This window comes from Promicromonospora sp. AC04 (assembly GCF_003058225.1).
Taxonomy (GTDB): Bacteria; Actinomycetota; Actinomycetes; order Actinomycetales; family Cellulomonadaceae; genus Promicromonospora.
This window is the reverse complement of sequence record NZ_QBUG01000015.1, coordinates 151,150-168,502: the sequence shown is the minus strand read 5'-3', so window position 1 is coordinate 168,502 and position 17,353 is coordinate 151,150. Positions and strand designations below refer to the sequence as shown.

14 protein-coding genes are annotated in these 17,353 nt (G+C 73.4%); 13 read left to right on the top strand and 1 reads right to left on the bottom strand.

Annotated features, from left to right (window positions below):
* The first annotated feature begins 383 nt into the window (after nucleotides 1–383).
* From C8K30_RS28905 to glcF, 5 genes are all read left to right on the top strand, one after another.
* Nucleotides 384–1,130 carry an IclR family transcriptional regulator gene (locus C8K30_RS28905; protein WP_199230751.1) on the top strand — a complete coding sequence of 249 codons (747 nt, stop codon included), beginning with the start codon at nucleotides 384–386 and terminating at the stop codon, nucleotides 1,128–1,130.
* A 112-nt stretch (nucleotides 1,131–1,242) separates the two neighbouring features.
* The gene (gene aceB, locus C8K30_RS28900) at nucleotides 1,243–2,829 is read left to right on the top strand and encodes a malate synthase A (protein WP_108496345.1); all 1,587 of its coding nucleotides are present in this window, start codon (nucleotides 1,243–1,245) and stop codon (nucleotides 2,827–2,829) included.
* A 99-nt stretch (nucleotides 2,830–2,928) separates the two neighbouring features.
* Entirely contained in the window at nucleotides 2,929–4,422 is a 1,494-nt protein-coding gene (locus C8K30_RS28895; RefSeq protein ID WP_233257550.1) for an FAD-linked oxidase C-terminal domain-containing protein, read from the top strand.
* Nucleotides 4,422–5,714 (top strand): FAD-binding oxidoreductase, encoded by a 1,293-nt coding sequence (locus C8K30_RS28890; RefSeq protein WP_108496344.1) that lies wholly within the window; start codon nucleotides 4,422–4,424, stop codon nucleotides 5,712–5,714. The genes C8K30_RS28895 and C8K30_RS28890 overlap by 1 nt, the downstream gene beginning before the upstream one ends.
* Nucleotides 5,714–7,033 carry a glycolate oxidase subunit GlcF gene (glcF, locus tag C8K30_RS28885; protein WP_108496343.1) on the top strand — a complete coding sequence of 440 codons (1,320 nt, stop codon included), beginning with the start codon at nucleotides 5,714–5,716 and terminating at the stop codon, nucleotides 7,031–7,033. The genes C8K30_RS28890 and glcF overlap by 1 nt, the downstream gene beginning before the upstream one ends.
* Before the next feature lie 103 nt (nucleotides 7,034–7,136).
* Here the strand turns inward: glcF and C8K30_RS28880 are convergent, their stop codons facing one another.
* Entirely contained in the window at nucleotides 7,137–8,702 is a 1,566-nt protein-coding gene (locus C8K30_RS28880) for a hypothetical protein (protein ID WP_108496342.1), read from the bottom strand.
* Between the two features lie 3 nt (nucleotides 8,703–8,705).
* Here C8K30_RS28880 and C8K30_RS30845 point away from each other — a divergent pair, with 3 nt between their 5' ends.
* The 8 genes from C8K30_RS30845 (at nucleotide 8,706) to C8K30_RS28845 (ending at nucleotide 17,272) form a co-directional block, all read left to right on the top strand.
* Entirely contained in the window at nucleotides 8,706–9,722 is a 1,017-nt protein-coding gene (locus tag C8K30_RS30845) for a hypothetical protein (RefSeq protein WP_158281160.1), read from the top strand.
* Nucleotides 9,719–10,726 carry an HAD-IIA family hydrolase gene (locus C8K30_RS28870; protein WP_108496341.1) on the top strand — a complete coding sequence of 336 codons (1,008 nt, stop codon included), beginning with the start codon at nucleotides 9,719–9,721 and terminating at the stop codon, nucleotides 10,724–10,726. Before C8K30_RS30845 ends, C8K30_RS28870 begins: the two co-directional genes overlap by 4 nt.
* Before the next feature lie 339 nt (nucleotides 10,727–11,065).
* Complete coding sequence (locus C8K30_RS31075) at nucleotides 11,066–11,242, top strand: hypothetical protein (RefSeq protein ID WP_165919737.1); 177 nt, start codon at nucleotides 11,066–11,068, stop codon at nucleotides 11,240–11,242.
* An 11-nt stretch (nucleotides 11,243–11,253) separates the two neighbouring features.
* Nucleotides 11,254–12,291, top strand: a complete 1,038-nt coding sequence (locus C8K30_RS28865; RefSeq protein WP_108496367.1) for a TlyA family RNA methyltransferase — start codon at nucleotides 11,254–11,256, stop codon at nucleotides 12,289–12,291.
* A complete protein-coding gene (locus tag C8K30_RS28860) occupies nucleotides 12,288–13,235 on the top strand; it encodes an NAD kinase (RefSeq protein ID WP_108496340.1) in 948 nt (315 codons plus the stop codon). The genes C8K30_RS28865 and C8K30_RS28860 overlap by 4 nt, the downstream gene beginning before the upstream one ends.
* 8 nt (nucleotides 13,236–13,243) lie before the next feature.
* Nucleotides 13,244–14,998: a DNA repair protein RecN gene (gene recN / locus C8K30_RS28855; RefSeq protein ID WP_108496339.1), complete on the top strand. Its 1,755-nt coding sequence runs from the start codon at nucleotides 13,244–13,246 to the stop codon at nucleotides 14,996–14,998.
* Between the two features lie 5 nt (nucleotides 14,999–15,003).
* Nucleotides 15,004–16,227 (top strand): putative cytokinetic ring protein SteA, encoded by a 1,224-nt coding sequence (gene steA, locus C8K30_RS28850; protein WP_108496338.1) that lies wholly within the window; start codon nucleotides 15,004–15,006, stop codon nucleotides 16,225–16,227.
* 91 nt (nucleotides 16,228–16,318) lie between these two features.
* Nucleotides 16,319–17,272, top strand: coding sequence for a copper transporter (locus tag C8K30_RS28845; RefSeq protein ID WP_108496337.1), 954 nt, complete (start codon nucleotides 16,319–16,321; stop codon nucleotides 17,270–17,272).
* Nucleotides 17,273–17,353 lie beyond the last annotated feature (81 nt).

Here is a 17,353-nt window from a genome sequence, read left to right as displayed (position 1 = left end):
GGCCGAACCGAATGTTGCACGCCCTCCGGGGGATCGGACCGAAGGTTGATGGTCCACACGGGCGGCGATCGACGCGCGTCCTGCGGCTCGGCCACTGCGACGACCGGCAAGTTGCGGTTCGGCCGCTGGGACGGCCGGCAGGTTGCGGTTCGGCCGCTGGGACGACCGGCGCGTTGCGGTTCGGCGTCTGCGACGACCGGCAGGTTGCGGTTCGCCCGCTGGGGCGGTCGGCAGGTTGCGGCTCGGCCGCTGGGGCGGTCGGCAAGTTGCGGCTCGGGCCTGGGTTCTTGCTGGGTTCGGGGGCCTCGGCGTCCGCAGGTTCCGCCTTGTGGAATGCTGTTTCCGTCAACCGGTAGTTCCGGGGTTCCGATGGGGAGGGTGACGTGGCAGAGCCTGGCGTGCAGTCGGTCGAGCGAGCGCTCGATCTGCTCGAGATTCTGGCGGAGGTCGGCGGTGATGCCGGCCTGAGCGAGCTCTCGGAGCAGTCGGGCCTCCCGCTGCCGACGATCCATCGGTTGATGCGCACCCTGGTCGCCCGTGGTTATGCCCGGCGGCTTCCTTCGAGACGTTATGCGCTCGGTGCTCGGATGATGGGCCTTGGCGATGCGGCCGGCCGCCAGCTCGGAGCCGGCGCGCGGCGACACCTGGCGCGCGTCGCACGGGAGCTGGGGGAGACGGCGAACCTGGCGATGCTCGACGGAGAGATGGCCGTGTACGTCGCGCAGGCGGCGTCGTCGCACTCGATGCGGATGTTCACCGAGGTGGGGCGACGAGTGCACCTGCACAGCACGGGCGTCGGGAAGGCGCTCCTGGGCGAGCTGCCCGACGCGACGGTGCGCGACATCGCGATACGAGCGGGCCTTGAGCCCGCGACGGACCGGACGATCACCGACGTCGAGGCGCTCTTGGCGGCGATGGCCGAGATACGCGAGCGCGGGTACGCCGTGGACGACGGCGAACAGGAGATCGGTGTGCGGTGCTTCGCCGTCGTCGTGCCGGGTGCGCCCGTGCCGACGGCGCTGTCCGTGTCGGGTCCTGCGGCGCGGGTCTCGTTCGAGTTCGGGGAGCGGGCAGTGCCGTTGCTGCACGAGGTTGCAGGGCAGGTCGCCGCGGAGCTGTCCGGGGGCTGAGCCCGCGTTGACCCGGCGCCATCGGGCACCTAGTGTTTTCGCTAGGAAGTATTTGGTTTCCGTATCGTGGAATTGCGGCCCGGAGCCAAGTCGCTCGACCAAGGGAAGACACGTGGATACTCCAGAGGGCCTCACCATCACAGGCGACATCGCGCCGCGCGCGGAGGAGGTGCTGACACCCCAGGCGCTGGAGCTGATCGTCGCCCTCCACCGCGAGCTGGACGACCGTCGGCTCGAGCTCCTCGCAGCCCGGCAACGGAGGGTCGAGAACCTTGCGGCGGGCGGCACCCTGGACTTCCTGCCCGAGACCAAGCACATCCGCGACGATCCGACCTGGCGTGTCGCCCCGCTGGCGCCCGGGATCGAGGACCGTCGCTGCGAGATCACCGGTCCCACCGATCGCAAGATGACCATCAACGCGCTGAACTCCGGCGCGAAGGCGTGGCTCGCGGACCACGAGGACGCGAACACCCCGCAGTGGAGCGCCGTGGTGGGCGGGCAGCTCAACCTGCTCGACGCGATCAACCGCACCATCGACTTCACGGGCGACAACGGCAAGCACTACGCGCTGAAGCCGGACGAGGAGCTGGCCACGATCATCGTGCGCCCGCGCGGCTGGCACCTGCCGGAGAAGCACATCCTGGTGGACGGCCGACCGGTGTCGGGCAGCCTGGTGGACTTCGCGCTCTACCTGGCCACCGCGGGGCTGCGGCAGAACGAGAAGGGGCAGGGGCCGTACTTCTACCTGCCCAAGATGGAGTCGCACCTGGAGGCGCGGCTATGGAACGACGCGTTCGTGCTGGCCCAGGACTTTCTCGGGATCCCGCAGGGCACCATTCGCGCCACCGTGCTCATCGAGACCTACCCCGCGGCGTTCGAGATGGAGGAGATCCTCTACGAGCTGCGGGAGCACAGCTCCGGCCTGAACGCGGGCCGCTGGGACTTCATGTTCTCCGTGATCAAGTCGTTCCGGACGCGCGGCACTGAGTTCATGCTGCCCGACCGCAACGCCGTCACGATGACCGTGCCGTTCATGCGGGCCTACACCGAGCTGCTGGTCAAGACCTGCCACACCCGGGGCGCGCACGCGATCGGCGGCATGGCCGCGTTCATCCCGAGCCGCGACGAGGCGGTCAACACGGCCGCGTTCGCGAAGGTGCGCGACGACAAGACCCGCGAGGCGAACGACGGCTTCGACGGGTCCTGGGTTGCGCACCCCGGCATGGTCGACCTGTGCAAGGAGGTGTTCACCTCGGTGCTGGGCGACAAGCCGAACCAGATCGACCGTACGCGCGAGGAGGTGCAGGTCACCGCGGCGCAGCTGCTGGACGTCGCCGCGACGCCCGGGGACGTGACCGAGGCGGGGCTGCGGAACAACATCTCGGTGGGCATCCAGTACCTCAAGGCGTGGCTCGGCGGGCTCGGCGCCGTCGCGATCTTCAACCTCATGGAGGACGCGGCGACCGCCGAGATCTCCCGGTCCCAGGTGTGGCAGTGGCTGCACAACGACGTGACTCTCGCCGATACCGGCCACCAGGTCACGCGCGAGCTGATCGACCGGATCGTCGAGGAAGAGATCGCCAAGCTGCCGGGTGAAGAGGCAGACTACACGGAGGCGAAGCAGACGTTCCTCGAGGTGGCGGTGGCTGACGACTACGCGGACTTCCTGACCCTCCCGGCATACGAACGCATGCCTTGACCCGGTGTTGAGTGCTGGATATTCGCCCTCCAGGCGGTCCCTGGAGGGCGAATATCCAGCACTCAACGACAGAAGTGGCCAGCGACGAGGAGGTTGCACATGCCCGCGAGCATGTCGATGACGCCAGGCGGGCCTGCGGCGCTGGACGCCGTTATTGCCGAGCTTGTTGCTGAGCTCGGCGGTGAGCAGGTGATCACGGACCGGCAGCGCCGTCGTACCTACGAGTGTGACGGGCTGGCGGCGTACCGGGTGGTCCCGGGCGTGGTGGTCCTCGCGCAGGATGCGGGCGACGTCGCGACGGCGGTGCGGGCCTGCGCGCGGCACGGCGTGCCGTTCGTCGCGCGCGGGTCGGGCACGGGCCTGTCGGGCGGGGCGCTGCCGCACGCCGCGGGGGCGCTCGTGGTCATGTCGCAGATGCGGGCGATCCGGGAGGTGGATGTCGAGGGCCAGCGCGCCGTCGTCGACCCCGGGGTGATCAACCTGCAGCTCACCGCCGCGACCAGCCCGGACGGCTACTACTTCGCACCGGACCCGTCGAGCCAGTCCGTGTGCTCGATCGGCGGGAACGTCGCCGAGAACTCGGGCGGCGCGCACTGCCTCAAGTACGGCTTCACCACCAACCACGTCACGGGTCTGGACCTGGTGACGCCCGGCGGCGAGCAGGTCGAGATCGGCGGCAAGGCGCCGGACGCGCCCGGGTACGACCTGCTCGGCGCGCTGGTGGGCAGCGAGGGCACGCTCGGCATCGTCACCGCGGCCACGGTGCGCCTCACGCGCCTTCCGCAGGAGGTCCGGACGCTGCTGGCCGCCTTTCGTTCCATGGACGACGCCGGGGCCGCCACCTCCGCGATCATCGCCGCCGGGGTGATCCCCGCCGCGATCGAGATGATGGACGCCCTTGCGATCGAGGCCGCCGAGGCGGCAGTGCACTGCAACTACCCGGCCGGCGCGGGCGCCGTCCTGGTTGTCGAGCTGGACGGGCCGTCGCCCGACGTCGCGGGCGAGTTCGACGACGTCGTGCGGCTGTGCGAGGCGGCCGGCTCCTTCGAGGTACGGGTGGCGGCCGACGACGACGAGCGCGCCCTGATCTGGAAGGGCCGCAAGTCCGCGTTCGCGGCGGTGGGCAGGATCAGCCCGGACTACATAGTGCAGGACGGCGTGATCCCGCGGACGGCGCTGCCGCTGGTCCTGCGGCAGATCGCCGAGCTCGGCGAGAGCGCTGGGGTGCGGGTGGCGAACGTGTTCCACGCCGGCGACGGCAACCTGCACCCGCTCGTGCTGTTCGACGGCTCGGTCGAGGGTGCCGTCGACCGAGCCGAGGCCGTGGCGGGCGGGATCCTCGACCTGTGCCTGGAGCACGGCGGCTCGATCACCGGCGAGCACGGCGTGGGCGCCGACAAGGCCAAGCACATGCCGCGCATGTTCACCGCCGACGACCTCGACACCATGCAGGCCGTGCGCTGCGCGTTCGACCCGGACGGCATCTCCAACCCGGGCAAGGTGTTCCCGACGCCCCGGCTGTGCGGGGAGCGGCCCGGCCGGCACCAGGGCGCGCACCCGCTCGCCGAGTCCGGCGTGGCGGAGGTCTTCTGATGGCGGACCTGCAGCGGCTCGATGACGCGCTCGAGCAGGACGGTGGTGAGGTCCGCGAAGCGGGTCCGGGGGACGCCGTGGACGGGGTACGCGCGACGGCGGTCGCCCGGCCGGCGTCGGCGGACGGCGTGGCCGCCGTGCTGCGCGAGGCGACCGCCCAGGGGCTGGTCACCTTGGCGCGCGGGGCCGGGACGGCGCTGGACTGGGGCGCGCCGCCCGAGCGCGTCGACCTGATCCTGGACACCACTGGCCTGGACCGGCTCGTGGAGCACGGCGCGGGCGACCTCGTGGTCGTGGCCGAGGCCGGGCTGCCGGTCGCGGCCCTCTCAAAGAGCGTCCGGGCCGCCGCGCAGGAGCTCGTGGTGGACCTGCCGCCGGAGCGGCTGGCCGGCGGCTCTACCGTTGGCGGCGCGCTGTCGACCGGGGCGTCCGGGCCGCGCCGCCTGCAGCGCGGCGGGATCCGCGACCTAGTGCTCGGGGCCACCGTGGTGCTCGCCGACGGGACCATCGCGTCGTCGGGCGGCAAGGTCGTCAAGAACGTCGCCGGGTACGACCTGGCCAAGCTCCTGACGGGCGCGTACGGCACGCTCGGCGTGGTGGTGCGGGCGGCGTTCCGGCTGCATCCGGCCCGGCCGGACCGGGCGTTCGTCGTGGCGACCGGACCGCTGGCCGACGTCGCCGCGCGGGCCCGCGACGTGGTCGCCTCGCAGCTTGCGCCTGCCGCGGTCGAGATCGACCGGCCCGCGGGGAGCGACGACGCCGCCGTGGCGGTGCTGCTGGAGGGTACCGGAGCCGCCGTCGGGCAGCGGGCTGCCGCGGCGGCCGAGCTGCTGGGCGGGCGGGTCCAGGACGAGCCGCCCGCGTGGTGGGCGGCGCTGCCGGGTGACCCGGCGGGTTCTGTGGGCGGGAGCGGCTCGGCCGGTGGGCAGCCGGTCGAGACCCTCGCCAAGGCGACCGCCACGCTGACCGGGGTGGCCGATCTGCTGGCGGCGGCGCGCGACGCCGAGCAGCGGTACGGCGTCGGCGTGGCGCTGCGCGGGACCGCCGCCGGGGTGTTGCATGCCGTGGTGACGGGGACGCCCGAGGCGACCGCGTCCGCCGTCGGGCACCTGCGGGGGGCCGCGCCCAGCCCGCGGGACGGGACCGTTACCGTGCTGCGCGCATCGCGCGAGGTGCGCGCGGCGCTCGACGCGTGGGGGCCTGTTGGCGGGCTCGACCTGATGCGCGCGGTCAAGCGGCAGCTCGATCCCGGGCGCAGGCTCGCGCCCGGCCGATTCGTGGGAGGCATCTGATGACCGAGGCGAAGCCGGACCTGCTCGGCGCCTTCGACGAGCACCATCCGCCCGCCCGGGAGCTGGTCGACGACTGCGTGCACTGCGGATTCTGCCTGCCGGCCTGCCCCACGTACTCGCTGTGGGGCGAGGAGATGGACTCGCCGCGCGGGCGGATCTACCTCATGAAGGAGGGGCTCGAGGGCGAGCCCATGTCGGCGTCGCTGGTGCAGCACGTCGATGCGTGCCTCGGCTGCATGGCGTGCGTGACGGCGTGCCCGTCGGGGGTGCAGTACGACAAGCTCGTCGAGGCGACCCGGCAGCAGGTCGAGCGGCGCGGCGCCGAGCATCGCACGCGCGGGCAGCGGCTGCTGCGGTCGGCGATCTTCTCCCTGTTCCCGCGGCCCGAGCGGCTGCGGCGGGTGCTTCCGCTGCTCGCGCTGTACCAGCGCACGGGGCTGTCGAGGCTGGTGCGGCCGGTGCTTGCCCGGATCTCGCCGACGCTGGCGACGATGGAGGCCATCGCGCCGCCCGTGGGTCCGCGGATCCCGGTGCCGGCGCTGGTGCCGGCCGTCGGGGCGCGGCGGATGACTGTCGGGCTGCTGCTGGGCTGCGTGCAGCGGGAGTTCTACCCGGGCGTCAACGCGGCGACGGCGCGGGTGCTGGCCGCGGAGGGGTGCGACGTCGTCGTGCCGCCCGACCAGGGGTGCTGCGGCGCGCTGTCCGTGCACGCCGGACGCGAGGCCGAGGGACTCGACTACGCGCGGGCGCTCATCGACACGTTCGCGGACGCGGGCGTGGAGCGGATAGTGGCCAACTCGGCCGGGTGCGGGTCGACGATGAAGGACTACGCGGACCTGCTGGCCGACGATCCGGCCTATGCGGAGCGGGCCGCGGAGTTCGCGGCGAAGACCCGCGACATCTCCGAGGTGCTGGCCGAGCTGGAGCCCGTCGCGCCGCGGCATCCGCTGCCGATGACGGTGGCGTACCACGACGCCTGCCACCTGCGGCATGCGCAGGGTGTGAAGGCGCAGCCGCGCGCTGTGCTCGCGACGATCCCCGGGTTGGTGGTCAAGGAGATCGCCGAGGGCGACATGTGTTGCGGGTCGGCCGGCATCTACAACCTCACCAACCCGGAGCCCGCTCGGGAGCTGGGGGACCGGAAGGCTGCGAACGTGGCGGCGACGGGGGCTTCGCTGCTGGTGACTTCCAACCCGGGGTGCTTGTTGCAGATCACGGACGCGCTGCAGCGGCAGGGGCGAGAGATGCCGACGGCGCACATGGTGCTGGTGCTCGACGCGTCGCTGCGCGGTGTGGGGCCGGGGGAGCTGCTGGGTTAGCTGCCAGGGGCGGCTTGGCTTGCAGCGAGCTCGGTTCTGGCCTGCGTGCAGCCGGCCGAGCTCGGCGTCGGCGGGGCAGCTCGGCCGGTCTTGGACGCGCACGTCACAGGCTTTCGACCCCGGGGGATGCCTGCTCGCGTGGGAGAATGTGCGGGCATCTGTCATCGAAGGGAACACCGTGAACGAAACGCCCCGTGACCAGGGGAACGACCGCGAGGGCGACCGCCGCGGCGAGCGCAAGAGCGCCAACCGCAGCGAGGGCCATGGGCCGCGCCGCGAGGACCGCGGCGGGGAGCGCGGTGGTGACCGGGGCCGCCGGTATGACGGCGCCCGTGGCGGTGACACCCACCGGCGCGACGACGACCGCCCGCGCCGGCAGTACGAGGACCGGGGCGCCGCAGGCCCGCGCCGCGATGACCGTGGTACCGGTGGTCCGCGCCGGGACGATCGGGGTGCCGCTGGTCCGCGCCGCGATGACCGGGGCGCCAGTGACCGTTCGCCCCGGCGGAACGACGACCGGCCCCGCAACACCTACGGGGACCGCGACAACCGGGGCGGCCGCGACGACCGCGGCGCACGCTCCGACCGCTCGTATCGCGGGAACGACGGCGACCGGCCGAGCCGGCCGTACGAGGCCCGGGACAACCGTGGTGGCGACCGTCCCGCGCGCCGGGACGACGACCGTCCCCGTCGAACCTTCGACCGTGACGACAAGCCGCGCCGCTCGTTCGGCGACCGTGATGACCGCCCGCGCCGTAGCTTCGAGGACCGCGGCGGGAGCCGTCCGGCTCGTCCGGACCACGACCGTCCGCGCCGCTCCTTCGACGACCGCGGCGGCAGCGACCGCCCGCGCCGCGACGACCGCAGCGACCGCCCGCGTCGGGATGACGGTGGCGCCGACCGCCCTCGTCGGGACGACCGTGGCGGCGACCGTCCGCGTACCAGTGACCGTGGTGGTGACCGTCCGTTCCGCCGGAACGATGACGACCGGCCTCGCCGTTCGTTCGGTGACCGTGATGACCGTCCGCGCCGCTCGTTTGACGACCGTGGTGGTGACCGTCCGCGTCACGATGACCGTGCCGGTGACCGTCCGCGTACCGGTGACCGCGGTGGTGACCGCCCGTTCCGCCGGAACGACGACGACCGACCCCGCCGCTCGTTCAACGACCGGGACGACCGGGGCGCTCGGGACAGCCGTGGCCGGGACGACCGTGGCGCCCGTCCGTTCCGGGGCAACGACGGCGACCGGCCGCGTCGTGACGACCACCGCACTGGTGGTCCGCCCCGGGATGACCGGGGTACCGGTGGTCCGCGCCGGGATGACCGAGGTAGCGGTGGTCCGCGCCGGGATGACCGCGGCACCGGTGGTCCGCGCCGTGATGACCGCGGCACCGGTGGTCCCCGCCGCGACGACAGGGGCACCGACCGGCCCCGTCGCGACGACCGTGGTGGCGACCGTCCGCGTCAGGACGACCGCGGGCCGCGCCGCTCGTTCGGCGACCGCGACGACCGGCCGCGCCCGGACAAGCGCGATGAGCGCGAGGAACGCGCTCCCCGGCCCCCGGAGCCGGAGATCGCCGAGGACGTCTCGTTCAGCCAGCTCGACCGTGACGTACGTTCGCGCCTGCGCGGGCTGAGCAAGGAGCACGCCGAGTACGTCGGGCTGCACCTGGTGATGGCGGGCCGGCTGCTCGACGTCGACCCGGAGCGTGCCTACGAGCACGCCCAGGCGGCGGTGCGCGGCGCGGGCCGCATCGACATCGTGCGCGAGGCCGCCGGCCTGGCCGCGTACCACACCAACCGCTTCGCGGAGGCGCTGCGTGAGCTGCGCACGGTCCGCCGGCTGAACGGCTCGTCGGAGCACCTGCCGATCATGGCCGACGCCGAGCGCGGCCTCGGCCGCCCGGAGCGCGCACTGGCGCTCGCCGCGTCGGAGGAGGCCGCGACGCTCGACGCGACCGGACGCGTCGAGCTCGCGATCGTCGCGAGCGGTGCCCGCTCGGACCTGGGCGAGCACGACGCCGCCCTGGCCGTGCTGGACAAGATCGCGGCCGAGGACGCCAAGGGCGATCTCGGGCTGCGTGTGTTGCAGGCGCGAGCCGTGGCACTCGAGGTCGCGGGCCGGGCCGACGAGGCCGCCGCCCTGCTGGCGTCGGTCGACAGCAAGGCGCTCGAACGGGCCATCGGTGCGGAGGCTCCGGACGAGGACATCACGGTGTTCGACGTCGAGGAGGACGCGGCGCTCGCCGAGGAGGAGTACGCCGCCGACCATCCCGAGGAGTTCGCGGACGACGAGGAGCCCGACGACGAGGACGACTCTGACGAGGACGACTCTGACGAGGACGACTCTGACGAGGACGACGAGCCGGATGACGAGCTCGACGACGAGTCCGCGGACTCGGCCGACTCGCCAGACTCTGCGGATTCCCCGGACTCTCCGGATTCCGCTGACTCCGCCGATTCTGCTGACTCCGCCGACTCGCCCGATTCTGCCGACTCGCCTGACGAGCTCGAGCCGGAAGACGACGAGGACTCCGAGGACGATGGCCCCGCGGACGATGCGGACAGCGACGACGTCGCGGACGAGCCCGAGGCGGACGCCCTGGACGAGCCGAGCGCCCCGGAGTCCGACGAAGGGGCCGACGACGAGCCGGCCGCAGAGTCCGACGCCGGGCAGGAGAAGGCGTGAGCGCGAGCGCCGGCCTCCTGGCGAGCGACGTCCCGCTCGCCGCGGCCTTTGACCTCGCGCTCGTCGACCTGGACGGCGTGGCGTACCGGGGGCACCTGCCGATCGAGCACGCGGCGGTGAGCCTGGCCGCGGCGCGGTCGGGCGGGATGCGCCTGCTGTTCGTGACGAACAACGCCTCGCGTGAGCCGGAGGACGTCGCGGGCCAGCTCACGGGCCTGGACATCCCGACCGACCCGGACGAGGTCATGACTGCCGCGCAGGCGTGCGCCGCGCTGCTCACGACCCGGCTGGACTCGGGTGCGAAGGTGCTCGTGGTGGGCGGCAAGGGGCTGGTGACGGCGGTGCGGTCGGCGGGCTTCACGGTGGTGGAGTCGGCGGACGACGAGCCGGACGCCGTCGCGCAGGGCTACGCACCCGAGGTGGGCTGGGCCCAGCTCGCGGAGGCTGCTTACGCGGTGGGCCGTGGCGCGTGGCACGTGGCGAGCAACCTGGACCTGTCGCTGCCGACGGCGCGCGGGTTCGCGCCGGGGAACGGCGCGCTGGTGGGCGCCGTCGTGTCGGCGACGGGGGTCACGCCCGACAGTGCAGGCAAGCCGTCGCCAACGATGTACCGGCTCGCGGTCGAGCGGGCCCGGGCGAGCCGAGCGCTGGTGATCGGGGACCGGCTCGACACGGATCTCGCCGGCGCGCGCGGCGGCGGGTATCCGGGGCTGCACGTGCTGACGGGCGTCTCGACGGCGCGCGACGCCGTGCTCGCGGTACCGGGGGAGCGCCCGTCGTTCCTGGGTGCGGACCTGCGGGCGCTGCTCGAACCGCATCCGGCGCCGGTGCTCGCGGACGGCTGGCACGTGTCCGGTGGTGCGGCCGCCCAGGTGGCCGACGGCGGGCTGCGGCTCGACGGCTCCGGGATCGACCTGGTCCGCGCTGCGTGCGCCGCGGCGTGGGCCGCCGTCGACGCGGGGGAGACCCTGGACCCCGAGACGGTACCCGAGCTCACCGCCTGAGCCTGAGGTGCAGGGCAGGGTGCGGGTCGAAGAACGAGGCACGCGCCCGAAGTGGAACCGCAGGTTCGGGCGGGCAGGTGGAGCCTGATCCGAGGGTGGTGCCGGGGGCGACTGTACGAATTCGGAGTGTGTTGCTCTGCGTGGACAATGTCGACGCAGAGCAACACACTCCGCAGACGTAGGCACTTCCCCGGCCACCACCAACAGGACCCGGCCGATTCCTCCAGGGTTCTGTCGGAGGCGACGGGTACCGTGTCTTGCAGCAGGCCGACGGCCCGTGGGTAGCGGGCGTTGGGTGGCCGACGAGCACGGACGAGCACAGTGGAGCGTTGACGCACGATGGACGAGTTCTACGAGATCGAGGAACCCGCGAGTGGCCCGGCTGACCCCGAGGTGGGCGTCCGGCACGCGCTCGACGCGCTCGACGGGCTCGACGACCTGCCCCCGGCCGACCACGTCGCCCGGTTTGAGGCGGTCCACGACGCTCTGCGGGCGCACCTGAGCGGTGACGCCTGACGGTGGTGACGATGACAGCGAGCACGCGCGTGGACGCGGAGCTGGTCCGCCGTGGGCTGGCCCGTTCGCGGCGGCACGCCGCCGAGCTCGTCGCGTCCGGCCGCGTGTCGGTGGCGAGCCGGGTGGTGGCCAAGCCGTCGTCGGCGGTGTCCGACGGCGAGGAGGTGTCGGTCGCTCCCGGGCCCGACCCGGAGCACGAGTTCGCGTCGCGCGCCGCCTTGAAGCTGGCCGGTGCGCTGGACGCGCTGGCCCGCGTGCCGGGCGGGCCGGTGGTCGAGGGCGCGTTCTGCGCGGACCTCGGTGCGTCGACGGGTGGCTTCACGGACGTGCTGCTGCGCCGGGGCGCTGCCCACGTGGTCGCGGTCGACGTGGGGCACGACCAGCTCGTGCCGGCGCTGCGCGCCGACGACCGGGTGACTGTCGTCGAGGGCTTCAACGTACGCGACCTGACCCCGGGCGATCTCGCCCGGCTCCCGGATCTCGTGGTCGCCGACCTCTCGTTCATCTCCCTGACCGTGGTGCTGCCCGCCGTGGCTGGCGTGCTGCGCCCGGGGGCGCAGGCGCTGCTGATGGTCAAGCCGCAGTTCGAGGTCGGGCGCGAGCGCCTGGGCAGCGGGGGCGTGGTGCGCGACCCGGCGCTGCACGCCGAGGCGGTGACGACCGTGGCGCGCGCGGCGGAGGGCCTGGGCCTGCGGGTGCGTGCGGTCGTGCCGAGCCCGCTCCCGGGGCCGAGCGGGAACCGCGAGTTCTTCGTGTGGCTGACGCCCGCCGCCGGCCCACGTCCAGGCAGCCAGTCAGGTAGCCGGTTGCGCGGCCAGGCAGTCAACCAGACCGACGAGCGCGAGCAGGCGCTGGCCGTCGCCGTCGGCGCGGCGGTGGCCTGGGACCCGGCGCAGGGCGAGCCCGCCGGCCGGCCCGGCCACCCGCCGGAGCCGCCGGCCGCCGTCGTGCGCGAACCGCAGAGCACCGGACGAAGGACCGGGCGGGATTCCGAGCAGAGCCCCCAGGAGAGCACCCAGCAGGCCGAGCAGAAGGAGCGGGAACCGTGACCCGGCGCGTCCTCATCGTGACCCATGGCGGGCGCCCCCGGGCGGTCGCCGCACTGGCCGAGGCGCTTCGCGAGCTGAAGGCCGCGGGCTTCGAGTACACGCTGCACGACGACGCGCTCGCGGAGGAGTTCGGCGACCACATGGCCGCCAAGCGTGTCGCGGAGGGCGTGCACAACGCCGAGGCGGTGATGGTGCTCGGCGGCGACGGCACGATCCTGCGCGCGGCGGAGCTGACCCGGGGCACGGACGTGCCGCTGCTCGGCGTGAACCTGGGGCACGTGGGCTTCCTCGCGGAGTCGGAGCGCGAGGACCTGCGCGCCGCCGTCCAGCGGCTCGCGGCACGGGACTACGACGTGGAGGAGCGCGCCACGGTCGACGTGACGGTGCACCTGCCCGGCACGGCGGAGCCGGTGGTGGGCTGGGCGCTGAACGAGGCCACCGTCGAGAAGGCCACGCGCGACCGCATGCTCGAGGTGGCTATCGGCGTGGACGGCCGTCCGCTGCTGTCGTTCGGCTGCGACGGCGTGGTGATGTCAACGGCCACGGGCTCCACGGCGCACGCCTTCTCGGGCGGCGGGCCGGTGATCTGGCCGGACGTCGACGCCGTGCTGATGGTGCCGTTGTCGGCGCACGCGCTGTTCGCGCGGCCGCTCGTGATCGGCCCGCGGTCGCGGTACACGGTCGACGTGCTGCCGCAGTCGACGGTCGAGGGAGTGCTGACCTGTGACGGACGCCGGGAGATCCGGCTGCCCCGCGGGTCTCGCGTCGTCGTGCGCCAGGGCGGTACGGTGCGGCTCGCGCGGTTGTCCAACGCGCCGTTCGCGGACCGCCTCGTGTCCAAGTTCAATCTTCCCGTATCGGGCTGGCGGGACCGTGTCGGGTCGGGGCATCCAACGGGGCAGGATGTACCTTCTGACCCAGCCGACACCACACCAGAGAATTAAGGAGTCAGGTGCTCGAGGAGATCGCTATCGAGAACCTGGGCGTCATCCGCTCGGCCCGGGTACCCCTGTCCGACGGCCTGACCGTCATCACGGGTGAGACGGGTGCGGGCAAGACGATGGTGCTCACGGGCCTCAACCTGCTCATGGGCGCCAAGGCGGACCCGCAGTCGGTGCGCCCGGGCGCGTCGTCGGCGGCGGTCGAGGGCCGGGTGCGCGTCTCCGGGCGCGACGCCGTCCTGGGCCGCGTCGACGAGGCGGGCGGTGAGGTGGAGGACGACGGCACCGTCGTGATCCTGCGCACCATCGCCGACGGCCGGTCGCGCGCCCACCTGGGCGGCCGTGCCGTGCCGCAGGGCGTGCTCGCGGAGATCGCCGAGGACCTGTTCACCGTGCACGGCCAGGCGGACCAGCTGCGGCTGCGCACGTCGGCCAAGCAGCGCGACGCCCTGGACACCTTCGTGGGCCCGGCACACCAGCGGGTGCTGGCCGCCTACCGCGCGGCGTGGAGCGAGCGCGGCGGCCTGCTGACCGAGATCGCGAACCTGGAGGCGCGCAGCGCCGAGCGGTCGCGCGAGGTGGAGCTGCTGCGCATCGGCCTGGAGGAGATCGAGCGGGTCGACCCGTCGTCGGGCGAGGACGCCGAGCTGCAGGCCCTGATCGAGCGCCTGTCCAACGCGGAGGGGCTGCGCACGGCTGCCACCGAGGCGCACGAGGCGGTGGCCGGCGAGGACGCCGATGGTGCGCGGGAGAACGCGCTGGCGCTGGTGGAGCGGGCGCGACGCGCGCTGGACTCGGCCGCACACTCCGACGCCGCGCTCGGCGCGCTCGCCACGCGGTTCGCCGAGGTGGGCTACCTGCTGTCCGACGTCGCGACCGACGTCGCCGCGTACGTCGACGACCTGCAGGCGGACCCGGCCGGCCTGGAGACAGCGCACAACCGCATGGCGGAGCTGAACGCCCTGACCCGCTCCTACGGCGAGACCATCGACGACGTGCTGCAGTGGGCCAGCGACGCGGGCCTGCGCCTGCTCGACCTGGACGACGGCGGCGACCGCCTCGACTCGATGCGTGCCCGCGTCGCCGAGCTGGACGGCGAGCTGGCCCGGCTGGCGGAGATCCTCACGGCCGAGCGCACCCGGGGCGCGTCCGAGCTGGCCGCGGCCGTGACGAACGAGCTGCACGGCCTCGCGATGGGCGGCGCCCACCTCGTGGTCAACGCGGAGCGGCTCGAGCAGCCCGGCCCGTTCGGGGCGGACCAGGTCACGTTCCTGCTGGTGCCGCACCCGGGAGCGCCAGAGCGGCCCCTCGGCAAGGGCGCGTCCGGCGGTGAGCTCTCGCGCGTGATGCTCGCGCTCGAGGTGGCGCTGGCGACGTCGGGTGGCGCGGCGGCCGCCCGCACCGCCGACACGCCGCGCAGCACGTTCGTGTTCGACGAGGTCGACGCCGGCGTCGGCGGCCGGGCGGCGGTCGAGGTGGGCCGCCGTCTGGCGCAGCTGGGGCGCAGCACCCAGGTGGTCGTGGTGACCCACCTGGCCCAGGTCGCGGCGTTCGCGGACGCGCACCTCGTGGTCACCAAGAGCTCGGACGACGAGGCCGGATCGGCCGACGGCGACGACGGGATGATCACGGTGACCGGTGTGCGCGAGGTCACTGCGGACGCCCGGGTCCGGGAGCTGGCGCGCATGCTCTCCGGCCAGGACGACTCGGAGACGGCACGTACCCACGCGCTGGAGCTCCTGGAGTCCTCGGTCGTGGGACGATAGGCCGGATGAAGCTGATCTCTCGACCCGAGAAGCGCGCCGACAAGGCCGCAGCGAAGAGCGCGGCCGCGCAGGCCCTGGTACTTCAGGCGGCCGTGGCGCACGGCCCCGCCCGGATCGGAGCGCGCACCAAGGAGCTCACGTCCCGGCTGAACCACGGCGACGTCGCCGTGATCGACCACGTGGACATCGACCGGGTCGCGGCGGACGCCCTCGTGTCCGCCGCGCCCGTCGCCGTGCTGAACGCCGCTCCCTCGACGTCGGGCCGGTACCCCAACACGGGCCCGAACATCCTGGTCGACGCCGGGATCGTCCTGGTGGACGACCTGGGCCCGTCGGTCATGGGGATCGACGAGCACGCGGTCATCGAGATCGTGGGTGGCGAGATCGTCGTCGACGGCGTGGTCGTGGCCAAGGGCACGTTCCAGACGCCGAAGACGGTGGCCGAGAACATGGCGGCCGCCCGTGAGGGCCTGTCGGCCGAGATCGAGCGGTTCGCCGAGAACACCATGACGTACCTGCGCCGCGAGCGGGACCTCCTGCTCGACGGCGTGGGCGTGCCCGACATCCGGACCCCCATCGAGGGCCGCCACGTGCTGATCGTGGTGCGCGGCTACCACTACCGGGAGGACCTGGCGCTGCTGCGGTCCTACATCCGGGAGAACCGGCCCGTCCTGATCGGCGTGGACGGCGGCGCGGACGCGATCCTCGACGCGGGCTGGCAGCCCGACATGATCGTGGGCGACATGGACTCCGTGTCCGACCGCGCGCTGGCCTGCGGCGCGGAGATCGTGGTGCACGCCTACCGCGACGGCAAGGCCCCCGGGCTGGAGCGCGTCAAGGCGCTCGGCGTGGAACCCGTCGTGTTCCCCGCGACGGGGACCAGCGAGGACATCACCATGCTGCTGGCCGACGACAAGGGTGCCGAGCTCATCGTCGCCGTCGGCACGCACGCCACCCTCGTCGAGTTCCTCGACAAGGGGCGCGCGGGCATGGCCTCGACCTTCCTCACGCGGCTCCGGGTCGGTGGCAAGCTGGTGGACGCCAAGGGCGTGTCCCGGCTGTACCGCACGCGGATCTCGAACACCCAGCTCACGGTGCTGTCGGGCGCGGGTGTCGCGGCGGTGCTCGCGGCGCTGGCCTCGACCTCGGCCGGCCAGACCTTCTTCGGACTGATGGGGGCACGCTTCGACGACGTCGTGTCCTGGATCGGTAACCTGTTCGGCGGCTGACCGGCCCGGAGCCCCCTCCTGGACCTCACGCCGCCCCGACCTGATGCCGGGCTTCTACCGCCCGGAACATGCTTAAGGACTCCTCCGTACCGTGATCGACTTCCGATACCACCTCGTCTCGCTCATCTCCGTCTTTCTCGCCCTCGCCGTCGGCATCATCCTCGGTGCAGGCCCCCTGCAGGGCGCGATCGGGGAGACGCTGACGGAACAGGTGGACGCGCTGCGCGAAGAGCGCACCAACCTGCGCACCGAGCTGGACGCCACGCAGAGCGCCCTCGACGGCGACGAGCGCTACATCGAGGCGGTGGGCACGCGGCTCGTGCCGGGGTCGCTCGAGGGTAACCGCGTGGCCGTGGTGCAGCTCGGCGAGGTCTCCGACGAGGTGCGGGAGGGCGTGCTGAACCAGCTGGACACGGCGGGCGCCACGGTCGTGTCCGAGTCGGTGCTCACGGACGCGTGGACCGACCCCGACGAGGAGTCGTCGCGCGAGACCGTCGCCGAGGGCCTGCGCGCCAACCTCGGCGCGGCCGCCCCCGAGGGCGACGCCCCGAGCGCCGTGCTCGGCGCCGCGGTGGCCCTCGCGCTCACGGGGAGCGACGGCGCGGCCGACCGCAGCGCGCAGGCCACGGACCTCGAGGCGCAGCTGGAGCGGTTGGGCTTCGTGGAGCCGGGCGACGAGCAGACCGAGGCCGCGCAGGCGCTCGTGCTCCTCGTGGGCCCGGCCGGGCAGCCGCAGGAGACCGCCGACGGCTCCACCGAGGAGGCGGAGCCGACCCCTGACGTGTGGACCGCCTTCACGCTGGCCGCGCAGCAGGTCTCCGGCGCCGCGGTGCTCGCCGGGCCGACGGAGGACCCGGGCGACGCCGTCCAGGCCGTGCGGGACGACGAGGAGATCGCCGCCGAGGTCACCACCGTCAGCGGCGTCGACCGGCTCGCGGGCCGCATCAACGTCCCGCTCGCGGTCGCGGCGCGGCTGGGCGGCGTCGTCGGCCAGTACGGCCTGGAGGACGACGCGACGGCGGTCCTGCCGCCGCCCGCCGGCTGAGCCGTGGCGCAGCGCGGGGTGCTCACCCCAAGCGGAACCGCAGGTTCAGCCGGTACAGGTGGGGCCTGACCCGAAGCACAG